The sequence below is a fragment of the Parapedobacter koreensis genome (assembly GCF_900109365.1).
Lineage (GTDB): Bacteria > Bacteroidota > Bacteroidia > Sphingobacteriales > Sphingobacteriaceae > Parapedobacter > Parapedobacter koreensis.
Genome location: NZ_FNZR01000006.1, coordinates 154239 through 179363, shown reverse-complemented (window position 1 = coordinate 179363; position 25125 = coordinate 154239). Strand labels below are relative to the sequence as shown.

13 protein-coding genes are annotated in these 25125 nt (G+C 48.9%); 10 read left to right on the top strand and 3 right to left on the bottom strand.

Going from position 1 to position 25125, the window contains the following annotated elements; all coding sequences use genetic code 11:
* Window positions 1-115: 115 nt before the first annotated feature.
* Together BMW65_RS15510 and BMW65_RS15505 are read left to right on the top strand one after the other, a co-directional pair.
* Window positions 116-2494: an ABC transporter permease gene (locus tag BMW65_RS15510; protein ID WP_090606720.1), complete on the top strand. Its 2379-nt coding sequence runs from the start codon at window positions 116-118 to the stop codon at window positions 2492-2494.
* Between the two features lie 91 nt (window positions 2495-2585).
* A complete protein-coding gene (locus tag BMW65_RS15505) occupies window positions 2586-4460 on the top strand; it encodes a CocE/NonD family hydrolase (protein ID WP_090606718.1) in 1875 nt (624 codons plus the stop codon).
* A gap of 22 nt (window positions 4461-4482) precedes the next feature.
* Here the strand turns inward: BMW65_RS15505 and BMW65_RS15500 are convergent, their stop codons facing one another.
* Window positions 4483-5733: a BamA/TamA family outer membrane protein gene (locus BMW65_RS15500; protein ID WP_090606909.1), complete on the bottom strand. Its 1251-nt coding sequence runs from the start codon at window positions 5731-5733 to the stop codon at window positions 4483-4485.
* A gap of 244 nt (window positions 5734-5977) precedes the next feature.
* Between BMW65_RS15500 and BMW65_RS15495 the strand changes: the two genes are divergently transcribed.
* From BMW65_RS15495 to BMW65_RS15460, 8 genes are all read left to right on the top strand, one after another.
* Window positions 5978-8392, top strand: a complete 2415-nt coding sequence (locus BMW65_RS15495; protein WP_090606717.1) for an ABC transporter permease — start codon at window positions 5978-5980, stop codon at window positions 8390-8392.
* Window positions 8393-8512: 120 nt separating this feature from the next.
* Window positions 8513-10936: an ABC transporter permease gene (locus tag BMW65_RS15490; RefSeq protein ID WP_090606715.1), complete on the top strand. Its 2424-nt coding sequence runs from the start codon at window positions 8513-8515 to the stop codon at window positions 10934-10936.
* A 65-nt stretch (window positions 10937-11001) separates the two neighbouring features.
* Window positions 11002-13473, top strand: coding sequence for an ABC transporter permease (locus BMW65_RS15485; RefSeq protein WP_090606714.1), 2472 nt, complete (start codon window positions 11002-11004; stop codon window positions 13471-13473).
* A 117-nt stretch (window positions 13474-13590) separates the two neighbouring features.
* Window positions 13591-15096 (top strand): PAS domain-containing sensor histidine kinase, encoded by a 1506-nt coding sequence (locus BMW65_RS15480; protein WP_177181153.1) that lies wholly within the window; start codon window positions 13591-13593, stop codon window positions 15094-15096.
* Between the two features lie 293 nt (window positions 15097-15389).
* The gene (locus BMW65_RS15475; RefSeq protein WP_090606711.1) at window positions 15390-18653 is read left to right on the top strand and encodes a S41 family peptidase; all 3264 of its coding nucleotides are present in this window, start codon (window positions 15390-15392) and stop codon (window positions 18651-18653) included.
* Between the two features lie 203 nt (window positions 18654-18856).
* The gene (locus BMW65_RS15470; protein WP_090606709.1) at window positions 18857-20311 is read left to right on the top strand and encodes a circularly permuted type 2 ATP-grasp protein; all 1455 of its coding nucleotides are present in this window, start codon (window positions 18857-18859) and stop codon (window positions 20309-20311) included.
* 27 nt (window positions 20312-20338) lie between these two features.
* Entirely contained in the window at window positions 20339-21277 is a 939-nt protein-coding gene (locus BMW65_RS15465) for an alpha-E domain-containing protein (RefSeq protein ID WP_090606707.1), read from the top strand.
* A gap of 18 nt (window positions 21278-21295) precedes the next feature.
* The gene (locus BMW65_RS15460; RefSeq protein WP_090606706.1) at window positions 21296-22240 is read left to right on the top strand and encodes a transglutaminase family protein; all 945 of its coding nucleotides are present in this window, start codon (window positions 21296-21298) and stop codon (window positions 22238-22240) included.
* A gap of 3 nt (window positions 22241-22243) precedes the next feature.
* Here BMW65_RS15460 and BMW65_RS15455 read toward each other — a convergent pair whose 3' ends face one another.
* Together BMW65_RS15455 and BMW65_RS15450 are read right to left on the bottom strand one after the other, a co-directional pair.
* Window positions 22244-23623, bottom strand: a complete 1380-nt coding sequence (locus BMW65_RS15455) for an NADH-quinone oxidoreductase subunit N (RefSeq protein ID WP_090606704.1) — start codon at window positions 23621-23623, stop codon at window positions 22244-22246.
* A 21-nt stretch (window positions 23624-23644) separates the two neighbouring features.
* Window positions 23645-25102, bottom strand: coding sequence for a complex I subunit 4 family protein (locus BMW65_RS15450; RefSeq protein WP_090606703.1), 1458 nt, complete (start codon window positions 25100-25102; stop codon window positions 23645-23647).
* Window positions 25103-25125: the final 23 nt, after the last annotated feature.

The following is a 25125-nucleotide window of genomic DNA, read 5'->3' as shown; positions in this document are numbered from 1 at the left end:
GGAGGATTCAAGCGGGTGCTCCTCAACTGGATTCGGTTCGCTTCGCTGCCGTCTCCTAGTTTTCGTCTGCAATCACTTCAATCGGTCTAATGTCCGTTGTCTAACGTCTAAAAAAATGATCAAAAACTATTTCAAAATCGCATTCCGGAACTTATGGCGGCATAAGTCGTTTTCTTTGCTGAATATAGCCGGGTTGGCCATAGGTATGGCGTCCAGTATCCTCATATTGCTGTGGGTGCAGAACGAACGAAGTTATGACCGCTTCCATAATAACGCGGATAATATCTATCGAATTACCGTTGAGGCCGATGGTGGATTTGGAGCCGCTGTAAATCCTGCTGGTATGCCTGCCGAATTGCAAGCCAAGATACCTGCCATAAAAAATACGGTACGGCTAAGCCACCCATCAACCAACGTCTTCCAATATGGGGACAATTCCTTCGAGGAAAAAAGAGGGTTCTATGCCGATTCCACATTCCTCCACATTTTCTCGTTTCCATTGGTTGCTGGAGATCGGGCAACGGCCATGAATCGGCCAGACGCCATCCTTATTTCCGAAGATCTCGCAAAAAAATACTTCGGAGATACGGAGCCAATCGGGCAGTCATTGAAGAAGAACAACCAGGAGTTGCTGACGGTAACGGGCATATTGGCCAATGTACCGTCCAACTCGCACCTGCAATTTGATTACATCATGCCCATGTCGGCCATTGCGAATACCAATGAAGACCTCATTAACAATACATGGGATAACTATAATTTCTATTCCTACATCCTGTTGGATGAACGCTTCGCGCCAACAGCAGCCAATCTGGCAGCGTTGGAAAAACAAATGGATGACATCTATAAGTCGCATATCGACGAACAGTTCTTAAAAATGGCTTTCCACGCCCAGCCATTGACGGCTATCCATCTGCACTCGGCCCTGCAAATCGAGCTGCCCGGCAATGGCAATGCCCAATATGTAAATACGCTTTTTGTGGTTGCGATCTTCATCTTGATCGTGGCTTGTATCAATTTCATGAACCTGTCTACCGCCCGATCTGCTCGGCGGGCAAAAGAGGTGGGGATGCGGAAAGTAGTGGGTGCTGCGCGCGTGCAGATCATGGGGCAGTTTTTGGGAGAATCCTTGTTGATATCTTTTCTATCACTCCTGATTGCGATAGGTCTTGTATATGCCGCTTTACCGGCGTTCAATTACCTGGCCGGCAAAACATTAGCCATCAGCCTTTTTGACGGGAAGCTCTTACTGATGATGATCGGTATCATCGTGTTGACCGGACTATTGGCAGGAAGTTACCCGGCGCTGTTCCTTTCCGGATTTAAGCCTATTGAGGTACTGAAAGGTAGGCTGAAATTAGGTGGATCTGGAAACCTGGTCTTCCGGAATACCTTGGTTGTCTTGCAATTCGTGGTATCCATTGTCCTATTGATCGGCACGGCGGTCGTGTACGAACAGCTCAGCTACATCAAAAACAGGAACATCGGGTACAATAAATCAAACCTGCTGTACATCCCGATGAAAGGTGATATCTGGAATAAACAAGCCGCTTACCGCAGTGAATTGGAGCGGAACCCATTGACTGCGGATTTTGCGATAACCAACGAGCTGCCGACCAACCTGTTTACTGGCAGTACCAATATCCAATGGGAGGGTAAAGATCCCAATTCGCAAATTGTAGTCCCTAATTTGGATGTGAGCGAAGATTTTTTTGCTATTTTCCAGATGGAGCTGGCAGCTGGCCGGGCGTTTTCGACGGATTTCAAGGGCGACTCCAGCAACTACATTATCAACGAAAAATTAGCAGGCATCATGGGTCTTAACGCGGCAACTGCCGTGGGGAAACCCATTACGATGTGGGATCGGCAGGGTACCATCGTCGGTGTAGTAAAAGACTTCAACTTTAAACCGATACAACAACCCATCGAACCACTCATCATGCGGCTTAATAGCTACGGCGGGATTGTGGTCGTACGCACCCAGCCGGGCGCTACCGAAGCCACCATCAATGCATTGGAAAAAATCAATGCGACGTTGAATCCCAGCTTTCCATTTTCGTATAATTTCGTCGACCAAGATTTGGACAACCTGTACCAAGGAGAACAGCGCCTGGCCAAACTCGTCAACTTATTTGCCGTGCTGGCTGTTTTGATTTCATGCCTCGGTTTGTATGGATTGTCGGCGTTCATGGCCGAACAGCGGTTCAAGGAGATCGGCATCCGGAAAGTATTGGGTGCCTCTGTCGTCAACGTCGTTTACCTGTTATCACGGAATTTCATTGGCCTCCTGGCAATTGCCATCGTCATAGCCGCTCCAGTTGCCTGGTATGCCATGGACAATTGGCTGAATGGTTTTGCTTACCGTATCGACATCGGTTGGATGGTGCTTGCTGCGGCGTCCCTTGTGGCCGTGGTCATTGCACTGCTCACCGTTAGTTACGAGTCTATTAAAGCTGCGATAGCCAACCCGGTCAATAGTTTGCGGAATGAGTAATGGAATGGCAAAATGGTAACGTTTGTGTGATGATCTATCATATGGAATATTTGATAACCTAAATCTTATATTTTTGTGAAAAAGCCTGTCTATGCGCAAGTTATCAATCCTCCTGCTGTTTTGGGTAGCTATCCTATGGAGCTGTAGCACCCCCGACCAATCGTCGGAAGCCGAATACATCCGGCAACATTACACGAAAATCGAGCAACAGATCCCGATGCGGGATGGTGTCAAGCTCTTCACTTCGATTTACATTCCGAAGGATACCAGCCAGCAATACCCGTTTTTAATTAACCGTACACCTTATGCCGTAGCTCCTTATGGGGCAGACGAATTCAAAACGAGCTTGGGCCCCGATTCTGCCTTTTCCCGCCAAGGGTATATCTTTGTCTACCAAGATGTGCGGGGCCGGTGGATGAGCGAGGGGGCGTACAAAGACATCCGGCCGCATGTGGCAAATAAGCAAGGCGACCAGGATATCGACGAAAGCAGCGACACCTATGATACCATTGACTGGCTGGTAAAGAACATCCCCAATAACAATGGGCGGGCGGGTATCTACGGAATATCATACCCCGGATTTTATTCCACTGCAGCGCTGCCAGAAGCTCATCCTGCCCTGAAAGCTGCATCACCACAAGCACCGGTGACCGATTGGTTCCGGGGGGATGACTTCCACCACAATGGGGCTTTCTTCCTCATGGATGCCTTCAACTTCTACAGTCGCTTCGGCGTGCCCCGGCCTAAGCCGCTTACGCCCGACCAATTCAACAATGGTGTGCAAGTTGCCTTCCACGATAATTACCAATTTTTCTTGGATCTGGGGGCTTTACCCCACGTCAAGGAGCGCTACTTCGGGGATAGCGTGGCGTTTTGGAACGACCTCATGCAGCACGGCACGCTCGACACCTTTTGGCAAGCCCGGGAAATCGTACGCCACCTGACAGACATCAAACCAGCGGTGATGACCGTGGGTGGTTTTTTCGACGCAGAAGACGCCCTCGGCCCCTTTGAGGTCTATAAAACTATCAAAGCCAATAATCCCAATGCAGACAATCGCCTGGTGATGGGCCCTTGGTTTCATGGTGGGTGGGTACGCAGTACGGGCGATTTCTTCGGCGACATCCAGTTTCACGAACCCACCAGTGCTTGGTACCAACAACAACTCCAGTTGCCCTTCTTTGATTATTACCTGAAAGACAAGGGATCCTTTGACGCAGCGGAAGCCACGATTTTCTTTACCGGCAGCAATGAATGGAAAAACTTTGATACCTGGCCGCCCACACAGGCCACCACACAGCAGCTCTACCTGCATGCCGATGGCCGACTGAGCTTCGAAAAGGAATCGACCGGTGGATATGACGAGTACGTGAGCGACCCCGCATCGCCCGTACCTTACCAAGCGGGCGTCCAACGGCAGCGTACCCGCGAGTACATGATAGATGACCAGCGCTTTGCCGCACGCCGGCCCGATGTGATGGTATATCGCTCTGAAGTGCTCACTGAAGATGTAACCCTGGCGGGCACCTTGATGGCCAATCTATTGGTGTCTACCACAGGTACTGATGCAGACTATGTGGTCAAACTCATCGATGAGCACCCCGAGGATACCACCTCGGCCGGACTGGGACATGAGGGTAAAAACCTCAGCGGCTATCAAATGATGGTGCGGGGGGAAATCCTTCGTGGGAAATTCCGCAACAGCTTCGAAAAACCCGAGCCATTCGTGCCGAATGAAATCACCCCGGTAAACTACAGCCTGCCGGATGTGGGGCACACCTTCAAAAAGGGCCATCGCATCATGATACAGCTACAGAACTCGTGGTTTCCTTTGGTAGACCGCAATCCACAGCAGTTCCTCGATATCTACCATGCGAAAGATGAGGATTTTATCAAGGCGACCCACCGTGTTTATTATGACGGCAATCATGCTTCGCACCTCACTGTACAGGTACTGCAACCTTAGGGGACGAACCTTGATTGTCTGCTCAAAACGCCTCATTCAGGCCTAAGAAAAAGCCCCGTACGCCATATTTTCCAAAGGCATAATCGAGGCAAAGGTTGGTGCGCGTAGCTTTATTGAATAGCACACGCAGCCCGGCACCTCCGCCGGGCTGCCAGTGTTTGAACAAGTTGGTACCCAAATCGTCATTGGCGGTCTGGATATTTAAAAATGTGACCCCACTGAGGAAACGGTTGCGCAGGATGGGGAAACGATACTCAACCTCCGAATAGAAAAACAGTGGTGCCCGGAAATAGCCGATGATGTAACCTCTCGCGCTCCGTGCGTTGGTATCCTTCCCCGAACCCGCCAGATCCATATAGGGTACGCTACCGTTGAGCAGGTACGATCCCCAATTCCAAAAGGCAAGTACGTGGTGGGGGTTTCGCTCGGATAGACTCCAATACTTGCGGAAGTCGGTCGTAAGCAGCATCGCATTCTTGGTACTGCCCATCCACGTCTGGTTGACGCGGATGCCTACATCTGAATAAATTCCCTTGAACGGCTGGTTTTGGTGGTCCCTTGTCGTGTACTGCACATTGAAAAACAGCCCATTGGCCTGGTGCTGCCGACCATCGTACCCATAGCGCTCGTTATAAACCTGATAGGGTGTCAGCCCTTCGTCAGTAGATTCACGGATGTTCCGGCGGAGGTCAAACGACACGCCCGCGCCGAGAAAAAGGTTATCCGTCACCTGCTTATAAACCTTTTCCCGAAAGCTTAGGTAAATTGCGCGTTGCACAAAAACATGCCTATCGGGATTGGTCAGTACCCTATCCGCCTCCGTACTTCCTGCCAAGTATCCGATGCCAAGCCCGTAGTCTGGCGAAACGGCCCTCGCAGCAATCAGGCTTCCCTGAAAATTCCATTTATTTCCCGGTGTATACACATTGTGGCTGAGGTAAAAATAAAGGATGCCTTTCGTCGTAATGGACGCCGATGTGGCCGCTACGGAAATCAATGTACCCGGCTCGTTGCCCAATACTTTTCCGGCAACGGCTTTGATGCCAATCTGGGCACCAATGGTAGGGTTATAAGCCACATTGGGCATCGGCGTGATGCCCGATCGTGCCCTTGTTGAATCGGCTTTCCTATTGGGATGGATGATCGCACGTATCAGATCGCCAACGTCATATTGTGCCGGATAAGAACGCTGCTTGGGGATGGAATCGGCAGGTATATCCTTATCGATCACCTGGGCTTGGATCTGACCAGCACATCCAAGCAATAATGCCATACCCGTGATGCCAATGAAAAACGACCTGCAGTCCAAAATAAATTCTTTTTAAGTTTCTGTCAGCTTAACCGCAAATTTCACTCCAACATGGATAACCCTTTGCAATCCTTGTCTTTACATCTGCTGTCTGCATCCGAACAGTAGGTGTTCGGAATCGAACACTTTACGGCCTTATCCAGTAATTAATAAGCTGATTTACAGCAGAATAAAAATATGGCCTAATAACTGTATTAACACGCGTACTATGCTTCAAAATTTCATCGTTGTTACCCTTCGCAACCTACGCAAGCGCAAGGTATTCACCACTATCCATATCCTCGGCCTGAGCGTGGCTTTTGCCGCTGCTATACTGCTGTTTCTCACGGCGATGTTTGAATTGTCATACGATGATTTCCACGCAAATCGAGGCCGCATCGGAATGGTTTATGACGTGTCTAATCCCACCACCGGAAAAGAATATGGGGAAACGAAACCCATTCCTTTCGGCCCCACGCTGAAAGCCGAGATCCCCGCTGTGGAACGGATGAGCCGATTCGGGAACGGGGCAGCTATACTCCGCCATGGCGACAAGCAGTTTGTGGCGGCGGCTCGGTTTGTAGACCCCGATTTCCTGCACATGTTTAGCTTCTCGCTGCAACACGGCAATGCCTCCGCCCTGGATGCACTGGACAACATCGTTATCAGCGAGACCATGGCCAAAAACCTTTTCGGCCATACAGACGTGATTGGGGAATCCATTGAAGCCCAAATAAATGGGCAATGGCAGAGCAAGGTGGTCACGGCAGTAACGACCATCCTCCCCCAAAACTCCAGCCTCACGTTCAATACGCTCCTGCGCTTTGAGCATATGATGCCGGATTACCAGGGTTACCTGGACAATTGGGGCCATGCCAACCACAGCGTATTCATCCAATGGGCGGGCGATAAACTCGATCCCGTGGCTTTCAATAGACAGGCAAGGCCCTTCATGGCCACACACTACGAAGGGGAAATTGCGAACCTGAAACGCGATGGGGCTTCCCCCGATGAACACGGAGAATACCTGGCGCTGCACGTACTGCCCATGGGAGAATATCACTTAAACAGCCTGGGCATCGGTGGCGGCGGACCACCGATGTTCCCCTGGATGCTGCTACTCATTGCCACCCTTATCCTCTTTATCGCCGGATCCAACTTCGTAAACCTCTCTTTGGCTGGTTCCTTCACCCGCAGCCGGGAAATCGGCATGCGTAAGACATTGGGCGGCCGCCCTTGGCAGCTGATGGCCCAACTGTGGGGCGAATCGCTGCTGGTATGTCTCTTCGCCTTGACCCTGGGTGGATTATTGGCATGGGCGCTGCTGCCGCAATACAACGCGAATATGAATTACTCGCTGGCCATCAGCCAACTGTTTGCCGGATGGAACCTCCCCCTATTTCTCGCGACGTTCCTGTTCCTTACAGCCATCTCGGGAGGATACCCCGCTTGGTTGATGGCTCGTATCAACACTATCCAAACACTGAAAGGCAAATTGCAGCTCAACGCGGGTGGTGGCCTGCGCAGCGCGCTCACTGTAGTGCAATTTGCCATCGCCGTGGTGCTCATCATCGGCACCTTGGTGATGAGCAGCCAACTGCATTACCTCCACACCCGCCCGCTGGGGTTCAATAAAACGGAGGTCATCAGCATTCCTATAGGCGACGAGATCGATAAGGAAACCGCGCTGAAACGCATGCGGGCGGAATTGGCTTCCCTCCCGCAGGTAGAAAGCCTGAGCGGCTCGGACATCAATATCGGCCGGGGCAGCGATGGCGGGGCAGCCACCTCGCGCGTTGGCTTTGGCTATGAAGACCGTACCATCCGTACGCATTGGCTGCGTGTAGATTATGATTACCTCAGCACATTGGATCTCCAACTGGTGGCTGGCAGGGATTTCTCCCGTGATTTTGCCACGGATACGAATGCCGTGCTCATCAACGAACAGATGGCTGCCCAATTGGGTGGCATCGATAAAATCTTAGGGCAAACTATCCCCGTCAATGACGGCATGCAGGTCATCGGTGTGGTGAAAGATTACAACTTCAAGGACTTACGGCAACAGATTGAGCCACTGACGATGTTTATTAATCCCAATGAATTTCCACTGGAATACCTCTTCGTAAAGGTAAGGCCGGAAAACCTGGCTACGTCGCTCGCCGCCGTGGAAGCCGTATGGAAGAAGGTAAACCCGCGAGCCACAGATGGAGCCTCGTACCTCGATGAAAATACGGACAATCAGTACCGACGTGACCAACGTTTTACTAACATCATCATCAGCGGTGCTACCCTGGCCATCCTCATCTCCTGCATGGGGCTGTTTGCCATCGCGCTGCTGTCCATCAACCGGAGGGTGAAGGAAATCGGTGTGCGCAAGGTGCTGGGAGCCAGCGTAGCGGGCATCATCGTGTTGCTATCGCGTGATTTCATCAAGATGGTGGGCATTGCCTTCGTCATCGGTGCACCGGTAGCTTGGTGGGCAGCCAATAAGTGGCTGGAGAGCTTCGCCTACCGCATAGACGTCAATGCGGGGCTGTTGATCCTTGGGGGCGCCATCGTACTGCTGGTTGCCCTCGCCACGGTGATCACACAGTCGTTGCGGGCTGCACTGGCCAATCCGGTCGAGTCTTTACGCGATGAGTAAATCGCGTAATAGCGAGATCCCGATGCATATCGGGATGGACTCGCTGCGCGACGAATAAAGAACAAGGATGAAAAGAGCAAAGAACAAGGATGGGCAAGTCTGTTGTCTAATGTCTAAAAAATGATAAAGAACTACATCAAAATCGCACTGCGCCACTTCTGGAAACACAAATTGATTACCGTCATCAACGTGTTGGGCTTGGCCATCGGCATCAGCGCCACCTTGGTTATCTACCTCATGATTCGGTACGATTACAGCTTTGACAAGCACATTCCCGAAGGCGACCGGGTATATCGGGTAGTCAGCAGCGGCGAATGGAAGTCGGCCAGCGTACTGGTACCCTTAGTCCGTGCCGTCGACGAAGAGCTTGCCGGTTTGGAAGCCGTGGCACCTGTGTATCAGCTAAACACCAACGACCCGACGGTAATTGTCCCGCACGATAACCGTGGCGATAACAGCATCCACAAAAAACAACGTGGCATCGTTTTTACCGACCCCGATTATTTCAGCATCTTCCCGTACCATTGGCTATCGGGTAATGCCCAATCCCTCGATGCCCCCAGCCGGGTCGTGATTACAGCAAGTAAGTTGGCCCAATATTTCCCGGATAACACACCGGAGACTGTACTGGGCAAAACGCTCTTGGTGCATGATACCGTACTGCTGGAAGTGGGGGGCGTAGTGGCTGATATCGCAGCCAATACAGACTTTGACAACCATGTCTTCATTTCCACGGCGACTATCCCCACGGGCGAAAGCCTTAAAGAACTTTACAATTGGGAAGCATGGAATAATTTGAACGATTCCTACCAATGCCTGCTGCTGCTCGGAACCGGAACAAGTGCAAAAACCGTCGAATCAGGCATTGCATCGCTTATCCAAAAACACAAGAAATCCGAACCGGGCGAAAAACCTGAGCAATTTTCCTTGCAACCACTCAGCGATATCCACTTCAATGCTGATTACAACTATTCGGCAGCAAAACCATCCACATTACGCAATTTGGCACTACTCGCCATCTTTTTGCTGCTGCTTGGGGCTATCAATTTCATCAATCTTTCCACAGCTCAATCCATTGAGCGGGCCAAGGAGATTGGCATCCGCAAAAGCCTCGGTAGCGGCAAGGTCGCTTTGGTGTTGCAGTTTCTCTCGGAAACCTTTGTCTTATCACTGGGAGCGACGTTGCTGTCTATGCTGTTAGCTCCGCTCCTTTTCCATGCTTTCCAGGGCTTTCTGCCCAAAGGGTTGGCATACGAAGGCTTGGGCCAGCTGCATATTCTCGCTTTCCTCGCCATCCAGTTGGTGGTTATCACCCTGCTTGCAGGATGCTACCCCGCATGGGTAATGACGGGTTACCAACCCGCATTGGCATTAAAGAACCAAGCGCATAAGAACACTAATTTTTCGAGAAGCGCCTGGATACGTAAAAGCCTCACGATATCACAATTTGCCATTGCCCAGGTTTTCTTGATTTGCGTACTCGTGGTGGGCAAACAAATCCGTTTCGCAACCATCAAGGATATGGGATTCCGAAAGGATGCCATTGTCAATTTTTATATCCCGAACTTCACCAATTGGACAGACGGCAAAAAATTCGTATTGCTGGACAAACTAAAGCAGATTCCGGAAATAAAGGCCGCCAGCTTAGGCAACCAATCGCCGGCATTCAATGGATCCATGACCAATACCATGAGTTTTGACAAGGGCGAGGACACCGAACGGGTGACATTCAATGGCAGGAGCGGGGACGACGCTTATTTAGACGTCTATGAAATTCCGTTGGTGGCCGGACGCAACATCCGGCTGCTTGACTCCACGCATGAGGCGCTCATCAACGAGAAGATGGTTGGCCTCTTGGGGCTTACTCATCCAGAAGAAGCCTTAGGCAAAACGTTTGGCAAAGGGCAGTATACCATCGTGGGGGTGATGAAAGATTTCAATATTGCCTCCGTACGGACACCGATACAGCCCACGATGTATTGGGGTGAAAAAACCTTTGGTTATGTGGTGCACGTGGCGCTCCACCCCGACCATGCCGAGGCGTGGAAAACGGCCATCGAAAAGATGACCGGAATCTTCAAAGAATTATATCCTGAAAATGACTTCGACTATACGTTCCTTGACAAGACCGTGGAGAACTTCTATTTGCAGGACATCCGATTGTCCCAATTGCTTAGCTGGGCCATGGGGCTCTCCATATTCATCGCCTGCCTTGGCCTGTTTGGACTGGCCATCTTTACGACCAACCAACGGACGAAAGAAATCGGAATCCGTAAGGTATTGGGTGCAACGGTAACTCAAATTGTGGTGCTTTTGCTGCGTAATCTTGTAGCGCTCGTCATCATTGCATGTTTGATCGCATTTCCCATCGCTTGGTATTTCATGAATAAATGGCTGGAGGACTTTGCCTTTCATACGGAACTGAATTGGTGGATTTTTGCAGGTGCAGCCCTCGGCATGGTAGCTGTCGCAGTGGCGGTACTTTGTATCCGTACCGTACAGGCGGCTAGCGCGAACCCCGTAGACGCTTTGCGTGATGAGTAAATCGCATAATAACGAGACACTAAGGGCATAGAAAGGCCTGTTGTCTAATCTCTATTAGCTAAAAAATGATAAAGAACTACTTCAAAACCACCCTTCGCCACCTGTGGCGCAATCGCCTTTTCACCGCGCTGAATATCCTCGGTCTGGCCATCGGCATCAGTGCCTGTTGGGTCATCTACCGCATCATCGACTTTGAATTCAGCTACGATGCCCAATTGCCCAACAGCGAACGCATCTACAAGGTCATCAGTGCATTCAACCGGGAAGGCAAGGAATCCAGGATGGGCGGGGTATCGGCCCCGCTGTATCAAGGTATCGAAGAAGAGATTACAGGAGTGGAATCTGTGGTGCCGGTATACGGGCAATGGGTTAACACCCTCGAAATCAAACGGGAAAACCAAGCCCCCTTTATTCAGGAAGACCCCATTCACATTGTGGCCACCAATGCGACTTACTTTAGCATGCTTCCATACACGTGGCTGGCCGGAGACAAACGGACCGCCCTCAACGCTCCGGAAAGCGTGGTGCTTACCGAAAGCCGGGCTGGGATATATTTCCCGGGTGCCAAATCGGCAGATATGCTCCAACGAACTATTACCTATTACGGACAGGATACCGTGACGCGGACGGTAACGGGAATCGTGGCCGACTATTATACGCCGTCGGAATTTACAGCACAGGAGTTTTTCGTCTTGCCAAAAACAGCATACGAAGCAAATATGTGGACGAATACCAACGGCAGCGACAAGCTTTACCTGCAATTTCAGAACGGGACGGATGTCAGCGCTAAACTGGGCCAGATCAACGAACTGGATGCCCGCCACTGGAAAGCCTTTGAAGAAAAATTGAAAAACGCAGGGAATACCAATGCGCTATCGCGCGTCCGATCTTATGAACTGCTTCCTATCCGCGACGCCCATTTCGCTACCACTGTGTCTGATGGTGCAAACGCAAGCAAAACGAGCAAGCCCGTATTGTATGGACTGATTGGTATCGGCATTTTCCTGCTCATCCTTGCCTGCATCAATTACATCAACATGAGCGTCGCACAAATTCCGCAGCGGGGCAAGGAAATCGGCGTGCGGAAAACCCTCGGCGGAGGTACCTGGCAGCTGATCGGCCAGTTTCTGAGCGAAACGCTCCTGACGGCTTTGGTGGCATCGGTCTTGGCCTTCAGTCTCGGCCGATTGGCCTTCTGGATTTTGGATGATATCATCCCCGTGGGTGTCACCCCGGAAGATGACATCTTCCTGCTCATTGGCTTCATGCTCAGCTTGGTCGTGCTCATCACGCTATTGGCGGGGCTTTATCCGGGCTGGCTGATTACGAAAGTAAAAACCGTCAATGTTTTCAAGAACTTTTTTGCGACGTCGTCTACGAAACGCCGATTCAGCTTGCAAAAGGTGCTCATCGTTTTCCAATTCACCATCGCCCTTGTATTTATCATTAGCACCATCATCGTGGGGGCGCAATTGCGCCATACGCTAAAAGCCGATATGGGGTTCAACAAAGACGCCATCGTATTGGTGAATGTACCCTGGAAATACCTTTCCGATCCCCGTTACCAAGATAAGCAGTTTGCGCTACTTGGCGAACTCCGCAACTTGCCAGGGGTTGATCAAGTGGCCATGGGTACCGCTCCGCTGTCGTCAGGCTATTCGTCCAGCCCGTTTGGATACGCGCCCGAAGGGAAAGATCCCGTGGAAATCATCAGTTTCAAAAAAACAATCGATACCGCTTACCTGACGTTATACCAGATGGAACTGCTGGCAGGCCGGAACATCCATGCCTCGGACACCACTTCCGAATTTATCATCAATGAAACCGCCGCCAAAGCCTTCGGATTCGCCACCCCAGAAGCGGCTATCGGGCAGTTCATCGGGCAACGGGGGACTAACAATTACCCCATCGTTGGCGTCATCAGGGACTTCCACACCCAGGATTTTTATACACCGATCACACCGACGGTATTATCAACTTATAAAAGAAACCTCTCTTCCTTCAACATCAAACTGGATAGCAATAGCCCTGCCCAATGGCAGGCGACGTTAAAAGCAATCGGTCAAAAATGGGCCATGTTTTATCCTTCAGATACCTACCAATACCATTTTTACGACGAAACATTGGAAGCGATGTATAAGCAGGAGCGACAAATCGGTAAGCTCATTAACTTGGCTACGATCATCACCATCCTTATCAGTTGCTTCGGCCTCTTCGGGCTAGCTACCCTTACGGCTTTCCAACGCACCAAAGAAATCGGCATCCGAAAAGTATTAGGTGCATCCGTAATGGGCATCGTGGCCCTATTGTCCACGGGTTTCCTGAAGTTGGTTGCGATTGCGCTCCTTATTGCCACGCCCCTGGCTTGGTGGGCCATGTATGAATGGCTGCAAGACTTTGCCTACCGCATCAATATGGAATGGTGGATGTTTGCCCTGGCAGGACTGACAGCAATAACGATTGCTTTGTTGACCGTAGGATGGCAGGCCATCCGGGCAGCTATAGCCAAACCGGTTGATAGCCTGCGCGATGAATAGCGGTATATATCCATATGTCATAAATTTTCACCCCGCAAAAACAAATGCAATAGGCCATTGTTCTCTATGAAGTTGCGCGTGTTCCCGTTTTGGCACGCCATACTAACTAACATAGATATGAGACAACAACTTATTGACAATACGGCCCTTTTTTATAAAGATCCCATACCTGTTCCTTTTCTTTTCCCACGGTATCCCGAAAAAATCCACTACCCACTGGCAGAAGGAACGTCTTACCGCTATGAAAGTACAGCAGAGGGCATATTTACACTTGACAAAAATTGGCGATGCGTCTATGCCAATAGAAATTTCCTTCGCCTTTTGGGGAAGGAATCCCAAGATCTCGTAGGCAACCAAATCTGGAAGGTATTTCCGGATCTGGAGGCTTCGGCCCTGGGCGACATCTATAGACGCTCCATGCAAGACGGCATGTCTCGTATCCTTGTAGATTATATCCCCGCTTTTTTGGGGTGGTATCGTGTGAGCATCACGCCCACAGCGGAAGGTATTGATACCACTGTGCAGCACCATTCAAAATCGGTACCTTTTGAAAAGTTGTCCGTATATACATCAGAACAAAAGTACCGCACCCTGTTCAATTCGATTGACGAAGGCTTCTGTTTGGTAGAAGTCTTGTTTGATGCGTACAACCATCCCTATGATTACCGTTTCCTGGAAACCAATGAGGCTTTCAGACAGCAAACTGACATCGAAAATGCAGTTGGCCGCACCATGCGCGAAATCGCTCCGCTGCACGAAAATCATTGGTTTGAAATTTATGGCAATGTGGCGCTAACCGGTGAATCTATACGTTTTGAAAATCACGCCGAGCAATTGCACCGCTGGTATGAGGTCTATGCGTTTCGCATGGGTACGGCCGGACAACGGCAGGTAGCCATATTGTTCAAGGATATCACCGAGCGAAAAAAAACGGAACACGTCAAAGACGATTTTATTAGTACAGCCAGCCATGAACTCAACACACCGCTCACGGGGATCAAGGCTTATACCCAGTTGCTGGCACGGGAACTACAGAAAGCGGGAGACAAAAAAAATACGACATTAGCCCAAAAGCTTAATCATCATGTAAACCGGATGGCCAACCTGATCAACAATTTGTTAGATACGTCCAAAATAACCAAAGGTGCACTCTCGTTTATCAAGGAACATTTCGACATCAACGACTTAGTTGCCGAACGTGTAAACGAATTCAGATTACTCAATCAATATTATCAGATTGTGTTGGACACCACACCCGTCAAGCCGATTTTGGCTGACCGCCAACGCATTGGACAAGCCTTGGGCAACCTGATAACCAATGCAATAAAGTACTCGCCACCAACAGGGAAGATCACGGTCAGCACCAGCGATGTCGATGCCAAACAATTGAAAATAAGCGTTGAAGACCATGGCGTTGGCGTCAGCGTTCCTGCTGCTTCTTTGAATAAGGTATTCGATCGCTTTTTTCGCGTCAGTAGCGCCAATATGCCCACTTATCCCGGTATGGGACTTGGGTTATACATCACTGCCCAGATTATTAAATACCATGGGGGCACAATTACTGTTGATAACAAACCCGACAGTGGTGGAGCGGTCTTTTCTTTTACATTGCCTTATGAATGATTGATACTTATCCATCTTGAAATCCATCTTGTAGCCCACGCTAACTACCCTCTTCGATTTTCAAGAATGCACCGCTAATAAAAAAAATATAAAAATTGATGGCCAACTTAAAAAGTTGGCACTCTTTTCGCTAATGAAGGGTAGGTTTAGGTTGATAGCCCCTAACCCCATTGGGGCGGCCGTTCCGGTTCATACCGGGACGGCTTTTTATTTTCGATGTTGCACTAAAGCAACTGTTTTGGCGATGATTTCCTTAACTTAGCCCATCCATTTAATTAAATTAATTGCATCTCATGAAGAAAATGGTTACAATCATCGTTATGCTGTGCAGTATTTTGGTCACAGCGGCACAGGAGGAAGCACGTCTATTACGCTTCCCTGCCATCCATGGCAATCAGGTTGTTTTTACTTATGCAGGCGACCTTTATGTGGTAGCTACGAGCGGAGGGGTAGCCCGTAGAATCACCAGCCACCCAGGTTATGAAATGTTTGCCCGGTTCAGCCTTGACGGCAAACATATCGCATTTACAGGCCAATATGACGGTAATACGGAGGTATTTGTTATTCCGGCCAATGGCGGTGAACCCAAACGCATCACGTATACGCCTACACTTGGGCGGGATGACATCGCCGACCGCATGGGCCCAAACAATATTGTGATGGGCTGGACACCGGACAACCAACATGTTGTTTACCGCAGTCGGGGCACTTCATTCAATGCATTCAAAGGCAAGCTTTATTTGGCACCACTTAATGGGGACCTCAGCCAAGAATTGCCCTTTTCAGTAGCTTCTTGGGCCTCGTATAATGCCGACGGCTCTAAATTGGCCATGAACCGTGTATTTCGCGAATTCAGGACATGGAAATACTACCGCGGTGGCATGGCCGATGATATTTGGCTGACCGACCCGCAATCCGGTGCAGCGGAAAACATCACCAACAACCTTGCGCAGGATGTCTTTCCGATGTATTACAAAGATAAAATCTTCTTCGTCAGTGATCGTGACCGCATCGCAAACCTATTTGTATACGATACGCAAACCAAGCAAACGCAAAAAGTAACGGATTTTAAGGAATACGACGTGAAATTTCCCTCGTTGGGCGGTGATGCCATCGTATTTGAAAACGGCGGCTACATTTACCGCCACGATCTCCTTAACGGACAGACCCAAAAGATCAGCATTACCATTGCCGAGGATTTCGCTTCGGGACGCACTAAACAAATTGACGCCTCGAAATTCATTTATAGCGCTGACTTATCACCAGATGGAAAGCGGGTGGTTTTCGGGGCAAGGGGCGATGTGTTTACCGTCCCTGCGAAAACGGGCGTGATAAGGAACCTCACCCAGAGCAGCGGCACGCATGATCGCAATGTAAGCTGGAGCCCAGATGGCCAATGGATAAGTTTTATTTCTGATCGAACAGGCGAAGACGAATTGTATATCCAAAAACAGGATGGTACCGAGCCCGCCAAACAGCTTACCAAAGGCGGCGGAGCTTACAAGTTCAACCCTATTTGGAGCCCCGATAGCAAATATTTGCTGTATGGCGATCGCAACCAGGATTTATATGCCGTAGACATACTGTCTGGCACCAAAATATTGGCAGCTCATTCCGATGAAAGTACCATCGGTTCCTATACATTCGGTCCCGATAGCAAATGGATTGCTTATACCATGCCGGGAAAGGCCCGCGAATTTACGGTCATTAACCTGCACAACGTGGAGAGCAAAAAAACCATTACCGTGACCGACACATGGTACAACAGCAGCCAACCGGAATTCAGTTCAGATGGCAAATTCCTGTACTTCGTATCCCAACGTGATTTCAATCCAACTTACGGCAGCACAGAGTGGAACCATGTTTATAATGACATGAGTCGTCCTTACCTCGTCCGGCTTAGCGCTGCAACCAAGTCGCCATTTACCGAAGAAAGCGATGAAGTAACGGTAAAAACCGATGCCAGTGACGACGGGAAAAAGGAAAATGACGACAAGAAAACCGAAAGTACCGGAAAGATCGGCATTACCATCACCGTAGATGAAGAAGGCCTGGCCGATCGGATGGAGAGCCTACCCGTGTCGCCCGGCTCATACTTCGGCCTTGTTGCCACAGAAGACGGACTCTATTATTCCAGTGCCGGCGGTGGCGGCCGGGGATTCAAGTTTTTTAACCTCAGCGACAAAAAAGAATCGGAAATCGGAAATTTCGGAAGCTACGCCGTAAGTCCCGATAGGAAAAAAATCTTAATCCGCAGTGGCGAAGGTTTCTTTATTGAGAATCTCACCAAATCAAAAATTACACCCACCAATAAGCTGGATTTAACAGGGTTGAAAATTGCAGTAGATTTAAAAGCCGAATGGAAACAGGTTTATGATGAAAGCTGGCGGCAGATGCGTGACTATTTCTATGACCCCAATATGCATGGGGTGGATTGGAAAGCCATGCATGACAAGTACGCGCTGCTGCTACCCTATGTCAACCATCGGGATGACCTCACTTACCTCATCGGCGAACTGATAGCCGAACTCAATGTAGGGCATGCATACGTAAACAGCGGCGACCGCCCAGCAATCGAACGTATACCCATGGGGTTATTGGGCGCTACATTCAGTCGTGACAAGAGCGGCTATTACCGCATAGACAGCATCCTTTCTGGCCAAAGCTGGAACAAAACACTCGTATCGCCGCTCCGGGCACCCGCCGTAGGAGCCAAAGTAGGCGAATACATCATCGCCATCAATGGCACCTCCATGAACGATGTAGACAACCTCTACCAAACACTTATCGGTAAGGCTGACCAACTGATAGAAATTGAAATCAACAGTACGCCCACGCCGCAAGGTGCCCGCAAGGTACTGGTGAAACCCATCGCTGATGAATCTGCCCTCTATTACCACGAATGGGTGCAACAGAATATCGCAAAAGTAAACGCTGCGAGCAATGGACGGATTGGCTATGTGCATATCCCGGATATGGGGCCCGATGGGCTCAATCAATTTGCCCGCTACTTCTATCCGCAGCTGGACAAAGAAGCACTGATCATTGATGATCGCGGAAATGGCGGCGGCAACGTCTCACCGATGATCATTGAAAGATTGCTCCGCAAACCCGGCTTAGGCACCATGCGGCGCAATAGCAAAACAGCCTCCATCAAACCTGATGTCCATATAGGCCCCAAGGTATGCCTCATTGACCAATATTCGGCATCAGACGGAGACCTGTTCCCTTGGCAATTTAAATATTACGGGATTGGTCCGCTCATTGGCCAGCGCACATGGGGAGGCGTAGTGGGCATCAGCGGCACATTGCCTTTCATTGACGGCGGCGATATGCGCAAACCTGAATTTGCTCACTTTGCAGCAGATGGCTCATCATTCATTATCGAGGGCGAAGGCGTACATCCTGATATTGAAGTCGTAAATGATCCTTATGAAGAATACCAAGGTACCGACGCCCAGTTGACCCGAGGTATTACCGTATTATTGGAAAAATTAGCGGAAGGCGGCACCACGGGTGTTCCCAAAATACCACCATTCCCTAATAAGTCAAAATAAGAACCCGGAACTGAAAGAGGTTATCTGACAAAACAGATAACCTCTTTTTTTATACCAACCGCTCGCCGCTCAAACCAAACAATACCAATTAAACATAAAAATCAATAAAAAATCATGAAATATTTAATAAAAAATATATTTTTATAGAAAATTATCATTAAACTGATAATTAAATATCACTTTCATTTCTTATACCAATAGCTATGGCAGCAAAAACGGAACATTTTTTAAAAGATTACACATACAAAGCCAACAATTGGGACGAAATGTATGATTCAAAAGCCGTGAGAAAGCAATATTCGTCGGTTTTTGCCAATCTTCAACAACTGGATACCGACAGCCTGCTCAGCAAACATAATATCGCCAGTGAGCTTTTCATGAACCAGGGCATTACATTCACGGTATATGACAACGATGAAGGTATCGAACGCATCTTCCCGTTCGATATCATTCCCCGTATCATCACCGGCACAGAGTGGCAACGCATTGAACAAGGTATCGCCCAACGCCTGAAAGCGCTCAACCTTTTTCTCAAAGACATCTATAATGAACAACAAATCATACAGGATCAGATCATCCCCGCCAGCCTCATCGCTTCCTGTCCGCATTATAAACGGGAGGTCTTTGGCATCAAGGTACCCTATGACATTTATGTACATATCTCCGGCATTGATCTGATCCGGGGTAGTGACGGGCAATTTTATGTACTGGAAGACAACCTACGTACCCCTTCCGGCGTAAGCTACATGCTGGAAAACAGGGAAGTCACCAAACGGATTTTTCCCGACATGCTGGCTTCAAACAATGTACGCCGGATCAGCCACTATCCCGTACTCCTCCATGAAATATTGCTTGAACTGGCCTCCACCCAAGTATCAAACCCGCGCGTGGTATTGCTTACACCCGGTATTTATAATTCAGCATATTATGAACATTCTTTCCTCGCGCGGCAGATGGGCATTGACCTCGTCGAAGGCAGGGATTTGGTAGTAGACAACCATAAGGTGTATATGAAGACCACGAAAGGATTAGAACAGGTGCATGTCATTTACAGGCGCTTAGACGACGAGTACTTAGATCCCTTGATCTTCATGAAAAACAGCGTATTGGGCGTACCCGGACTTATTGGCGCTTATCGAAAAGGCAATATTGCCATCGTCAATGCCTTAGGCAATGGGGTGGCAGACGACAAGGCTGTATACGCCTATGTTCCCGAGATGATTAAGTACTACCTCAATGAAGACCCGATTTTGCAAAATGTCCCTACTTACCAGCTAAGCAATCCGGATGCTATGCACCATGTACTGAAAAACTACCAAAATATGGTCATCAAAAACACCAACCAGTCCGGGGGGTATGGCATGGTGATGGGCAATACCATCAGTGAAAAAGAATGGCTGAAAGCAAAGGTTATCATTGAAAATAACCCCCGCAATTACATTGCTCAACCCATTGTGCAATTATCTACCGTGCCCTGCTTTATTAACGGCAAAATAGCGCCCCGGCACGTCGATCTCAGGCCCTACGCGCTTTATGGTCCAAGGGGTATCAAGCTGGTTCCCGGCGGGCTTACACGCGTAGCGCTTAAAGAAGGTTCCTTGGTAGTCAACTCTTCCCAAGGCGGCGGCAGCAAAGACACATGGATTGTAGACGAGTAATCCTAAAATCTGTATAGAGACAATAATATGCTAAGTAGAATAGCGGATTCACTTTTTTGGTTAAATCGGTATATGGAACGTACACAAAGTATTCTCCGGGTTGTACGCAGTCACTATATCATCTCATTGGACAACGACTCCATTGGAAGTACAACATGGCGGCCTATCTTGGAAATATTTACGCAGCTTTCCGATTCCGAAATCGCGCAGATTGAAAAAAAACCCGATGCTGTATTGAAAAAAATACTGACCGAATCCAACAACACCAATTCCATTAAAACAATCGTGGCCCGCGCCAGGGAGAATGCGCGTGGTGTACAGAACCACATCACCAAAGAATTGTGGGAAGCGGTCAATTCCATGTATCATTTGACCAATAAACCCCATCTCAACCAAAAGTTATCCGGGCCTGAAGCATTGGAGGTCGTAGACCAGCTTATGCAACAAAGTGTGCTGTATGCCGGCATTGCCGACATCACCATGCCGCGTGGAATCGGCTGGGACTTTATGAAGCTTGGCAAATACCTTGAACGAAGCATGGAAACGGTTGTCATTACCGATAAACAATGCCAGCTATTTGAATATGACATGCAGCAAGAACGGGACCTTACGCAATGGCGGTTCCTCCTGATGTCGCTTGCTGGATATGAAGTATACCTAAAAACGTATCGGACGTTTAAGCACAACAATGATATTCTGCATCAAATGTTGCTCAATGAAGATTACCCCCATTCCGTAATCTTTTCGCTCACGCGGATAAGCCGCTACCTGCGGGATGTAATCAAAGATAATGAGTCAAACGAAAAATTAGCGCTAATGCGTACATTTGGCCGTTTATACAGCAAAGTCAAATATATGGATCCTGAGCGTTTGGGGGTTATGGACTCACAGGCCTTTTTCAAGGAATTGCGCAATGAGTTGTTAGTATTTCATAACCAATTGGAAAAAGTCTTTTTTTCCTATTAGTGCTCAAAGAATTGACAGATGGCAATTTTCAAAATCCACCATATTACCAAGTACGAATACGACAGTCCAGTAGTGGATAGTGTCAATGAAATCCGGGTCTTTCCTTACGCCTGTGCCGAACAAGAGCTTTTACAATTGGAGTTGAATATTTCGCAGGCACCGGATGTGTACCTATTTCAAGACTATTGGGGCAATAAATGCGGTCAATTTTCGATCATGGCTCCGCATAAAGCATTGGTAATTGAGAGCAAGGCTATCATACGTACCACACTATCCAGCCAATTGCAAATTGATTTCCATAGCGATTTCAGTCAGCTCCGCACGGAAGTAGCAGACAACCTCAGCCTTGTTGAATTGACCTATCCGGACATGATTAGCAACCAAAAGGCAATCGACCGTATCGTGGACCAGCTTATCAAAGCCGGTGGAAGCGTGGCAGCTGTCATCGAAAGATGTGGAGAATACATCTTCAAACGGTTTAAGTATGTAAAAGGCATTACGACGATTGAAACTACGGTAGATGAGATTTTGGAACATAAATCAGGTGTCTGCCAGGATTTCGCCCACCTGATGCTCCAAATTTTGCGCAGTATGGGTATTCCAAGCCGTTATGTCAGCGGATACATCTGCCCAAATAAAAACGGCATGAGGGGCCAAGGGGCTACCCATGCCTGGGTAGAAGCGTATATACCCGGCTATGGTTGGGCAGGCATTGACCCAACCAACAATGTATGGGTGACCAATACGCACGTCAAGCTGGCCGTAGGCCGCAATTTCAACGACTGCAGCCCGGTAAAAGGCACCTTCAGGGGCAACACAAAACAACACTTGTCTGTATACGTATCGGTGGGTTACGAAGATGGCCACGTATTCGAAGATACCAATGCCGTAAAACAAGAACCTGCACTCGACGCCCCCCAGCCTGTTGAGGCTTCAGCGCACATCAGCACCCAGCAGCAATAGGGATTAGATAAGCCCCACCAGCAGTGCGGGGTATACGCCCAACACCAGGGTGAGCAGTACCGCCACGAATATTGCCGTTTTATACTGCGCTGTCATCATCACTTGCTCGCGATCCATCGGTTTGAAATACATGGATACAATCACACGGAAGTAATAGAAGATGCCCATTGCGGCATTGATGGCCGCAAGCACCACCAACAATACCTGATAATCAGCCAAAGCGCCACTGAACATCATAAATTTTCCGATGAAGCCAGCCGTAAGTGGAATTCCCGCCAAGGAGAGCATCGCAATGGCAAGTGCTGCGGAAAGGTAGGGATTCTTTTGGGACAAACCGTTAAATGCCTCAAAATGGTCGCTTCCCGAAGCACGCTTCACCAAAATGAGTATACCAAACGCAACGACCGAGGCCAGTGAATATGCTCCGGCATATACCAGTACCGAGCCTGCGGCGGCGGGGCCAATGGCTACAATGGCAAACAGCATGTACCCGGCGTGCGAAATGCTTGAATAGGCAAGCATCCGTTTAAAGCTTTGCTGCACGATTGCCGTGATGTTTCCGACGAACAAGGTAATGATGGTTATCACCAATAAAACCGGTTCCCAAAAGTCGTGCAGCGGTACAAAACAGAAGTAAAACAATCGCAGGAATCCAGCAAAAGCAGCCGTCTTGACAACGGTACTCATGAATGTCGTAATCAATATGGGCGCACCGTCATACACATCGGGTGTCCAAAAGTGAAAAGGTGCAGCACCTACTTTAAAGCCCAGCCCCACGATTAACAATAGGATGCCGGCATAAAACAAAGGGGATACGCCCTGCGGATTGGCCACCACGTAATCCTTAATTGCTGCCAAGTCAAAGGAACCGCTGGCTCCGTACAGTAGGGTGATGCCAAATAACAGGAAGCCCGTGGAAAAAGCTCCCATCAAGAAATATTTAAGTGCCGCCTCATTGGAAGCAAAATCTTTTTTCCGGATACCTGCAAGGATATACAACGCCACTGACATGATCTCGATACCGATGAACAGCATCGCCAAATTATGGAAAGAAGCGACCAGCAAGGCTCCCGTCAATGAAAAAAGGATAAGCGCGTAATACTCGGCCACATGGCTGCTGGCTGCATCAAAATAATCTTTTGATAACAACATCACCAGCATGGTTACGAAAATGCACAATACGGAAAATGCGATGGCATAGTGGTCAAAAAGTACCATGCCGCTATATAAGGGCTCCGCATCTACGCCCCATTGCGTGATATACAGCACCAGCGTGGCAAAAAGCCCCAAGAGGGAAATAGGTAAAAGCGCTCTCCCCGCCTTGAACAATCCCAAATACAGCACCAATATGGCTAATAAAGACAGCGTAATAATCGCACTCATATGTTGTTAATTATCTCTATTTTAGTTTTTACCTATTAGTCCCACTTTATCAACCAGCTCAATCACCGCCGCTTCCGAAATATTCAGCAGCGGTTTGGGATACACGCCAATGCCAATGACCAGTATGACAATGATCCCCAGCACCAACCATTCAGAACCTTTAATATCAGCAAAAGTCTCCGTTTGCACATTCACATTACCCAACATGACCTTTTGATACATGCTCAGCATGTAGACAGCGCCCAGAATCAAGGTCAGCCCCCCGAAGACAGCATACCAAATACCATATTCGTATACCCCCATCAATAGTAAAAATTCGCCGACAAAGCCATTAGTAAGTGGAAGCCCCACTGCCCCCATGACAATCGCCAAAAAAACAATCGCCAATACCGGGGCAGGTTTAGCAATTCCCCCCATGGCAGCCAAATCCCGTGTGCCCAACCTGCGGGCAACGATATCCAGCACGAAGAATAGCCCGACTACACTGATACCGTGGTTGACCATCTGGATAATAGCGCCTTGTACTCCCTGCACATTCCATGCAAAAATACCTGCACCGATGAGGCCGACGTGGGCAATCGATGAATAGGCTACCAACCGCTTCGCATCACGCTGTTTAAAGGCAATAATGGAGGCATACACCACCCCTATGATACACAAGATCAAAGCAAATTGCCCATATGCTGCCACACCGAGCGGCGCTACGGGGATCAGCCAGCGGATGACACCATATACCCCCATCTTGAGCATGATCCCCGCCAAGAGCATGGTGCCTGCCGTGGGAGCCTCGGTATACGTATCGGGCTGCCAAGTGTGGAATGGAAAGATAGGCATCTTGATGGCGAATGCCAGAAAAAATGCCCAGAAAATCCACCGTTGCGTACTGGCATCCAAAGCCAGTTGATAAAACGAAGTGAGCTCATAATCAGCTGATGGTACCTGCAAATGCAGGTAAATAATCGCTGCCAGCATGAGCAAGCTTCCCAAAAACGTGTAAATAAAAAACTTAAGGTTTACACGGATACGGTTTTCGCCGCCCCATATCGCGCAGATAAAATAAATCGGTATTAATGCAACCTCCCACCCAATATAAAAGGCAAAAGCATCCAACGCAGTGAATACCAATAGCAGCCCTGCCTGCATAAACAGTACCAGTGCATAAAAGCTGCCTTTGTAATCGTAGCTGAATGCCCCCAGGATAATCAGCGGCACCAATCCATTCGTTAGCAGTACCAATGGCAAGCTAATCCCATCAATACCAATGTGGAAATGGATGCCAAGAGACGGGATCCACGCAAACCGCTGCTGGAACTGCATACTGGCATCGGGCACGAAGTTGACCAAAAATGGAATCGTAAGCACCAATGACACCAATGACACCAGCAACGCCAATTGTTTAGCGGTTTTCACCTGCTGTACAAAGGCAAGCACCAATGCTCCAAGGATCGGAAGTAATAAAAGTATAAATAGATTGTCCATGTACGCGATATAACTTCGTCTCG

Excerpts from the sequence above, each read along its gene's own strand:
- BMW65_RS15510 (WP_090606720.1), top strand. The coding sequence starts at position 116 with ATGATCAAAAACTATTTCAAAATCGCATTCCGGAACTTATGGCGGCAT.
- BMW65_RS15505 (WP_090606718.1), top strand. The coding sequence starts at position 2,586 with ATGCGCAAGTTATCAATCCTCCTGCTGTTTTGGGTAGCTATCCTATGG.
- BMW65_RS15500 (WP_090606909.1), bottom strand. The coding sequence starts at position 5,733 with ATGGCATTATTGCTTGGATGTGCTGGTCAGATCCAAGCCCAGGTGATC.
- BMW65_RS15495 (WP_090606717.1), top strand. The coding sequence starts at position 5,978 with ATGCTTCAAAATTTCATCGTTGTTACCCTTCGCAACCTACGCAAGCGC.
- BMW65_RS15490 (WP_090606715.1), top strand. The coding sequence starts at position 8,513 with ATGATAAAGAACTACATCAAAATCGCACTGCGCCACTTCTGGAAACAC.
- BMW65_RS15485 (WP_090606714.1), top strand. The coding sequence starts at position 11,002 with ATGATAAAGAACTACTTCAAAACCACCCTTCGCCACCTGTGGCGCAAT.
- BMW65_RS15480 (WP_177181153.1), top strand. The coding sequence starts at position 13,591 with ATGAGACAACAACTTATTGACAATACGGCCCTTTTTTATAAAGATCCC.
- BMW65_RS15475 (WP_090606711.1), top strand. The coding sequence starts at position 15,390 with ATGAAGAAAATGGTTACAATCATCGTTATGCTGTGCAGTATTTTGGTC.
- BMW65_RS15470 (WP_090606709.1), top strand. The coding sequence starts at position 18,857 with ATGGCAGCAAAAACGGAACATTTTTTAAAAGATTACACATACAAAGCC.
- BMW65_RS15465 (WP_090606707.1), top strand. The coding sequence starts at position 20,339 with ATGCTAAGTAGAATAGCGGATTCACTTTTTTGGTTAAATCGGTATATG.
- BMW65_RS15460 (WP_090606706.1), top strand. The coding sequence starts at position 21,296 with ATGGCAATTTTCAAAATCCACCATATTACCAAGTACGAATACGACAGT.
- BMW65_RS15455 (WP_090606704.1), bottom strand. The coding sequence starts at position 23,623 with ATGAGTGCGATTATTACGCTGTCTTTATTAGCCATATTGGTGCTGTAT.
- BMW65_RS15450 (WP_090606703.1), bottom strand. The coding sequence starts at position 25,102 with ATGGACAATCTATTTATACTTTTATTACTTCCGATCCTTGGAGCATTG.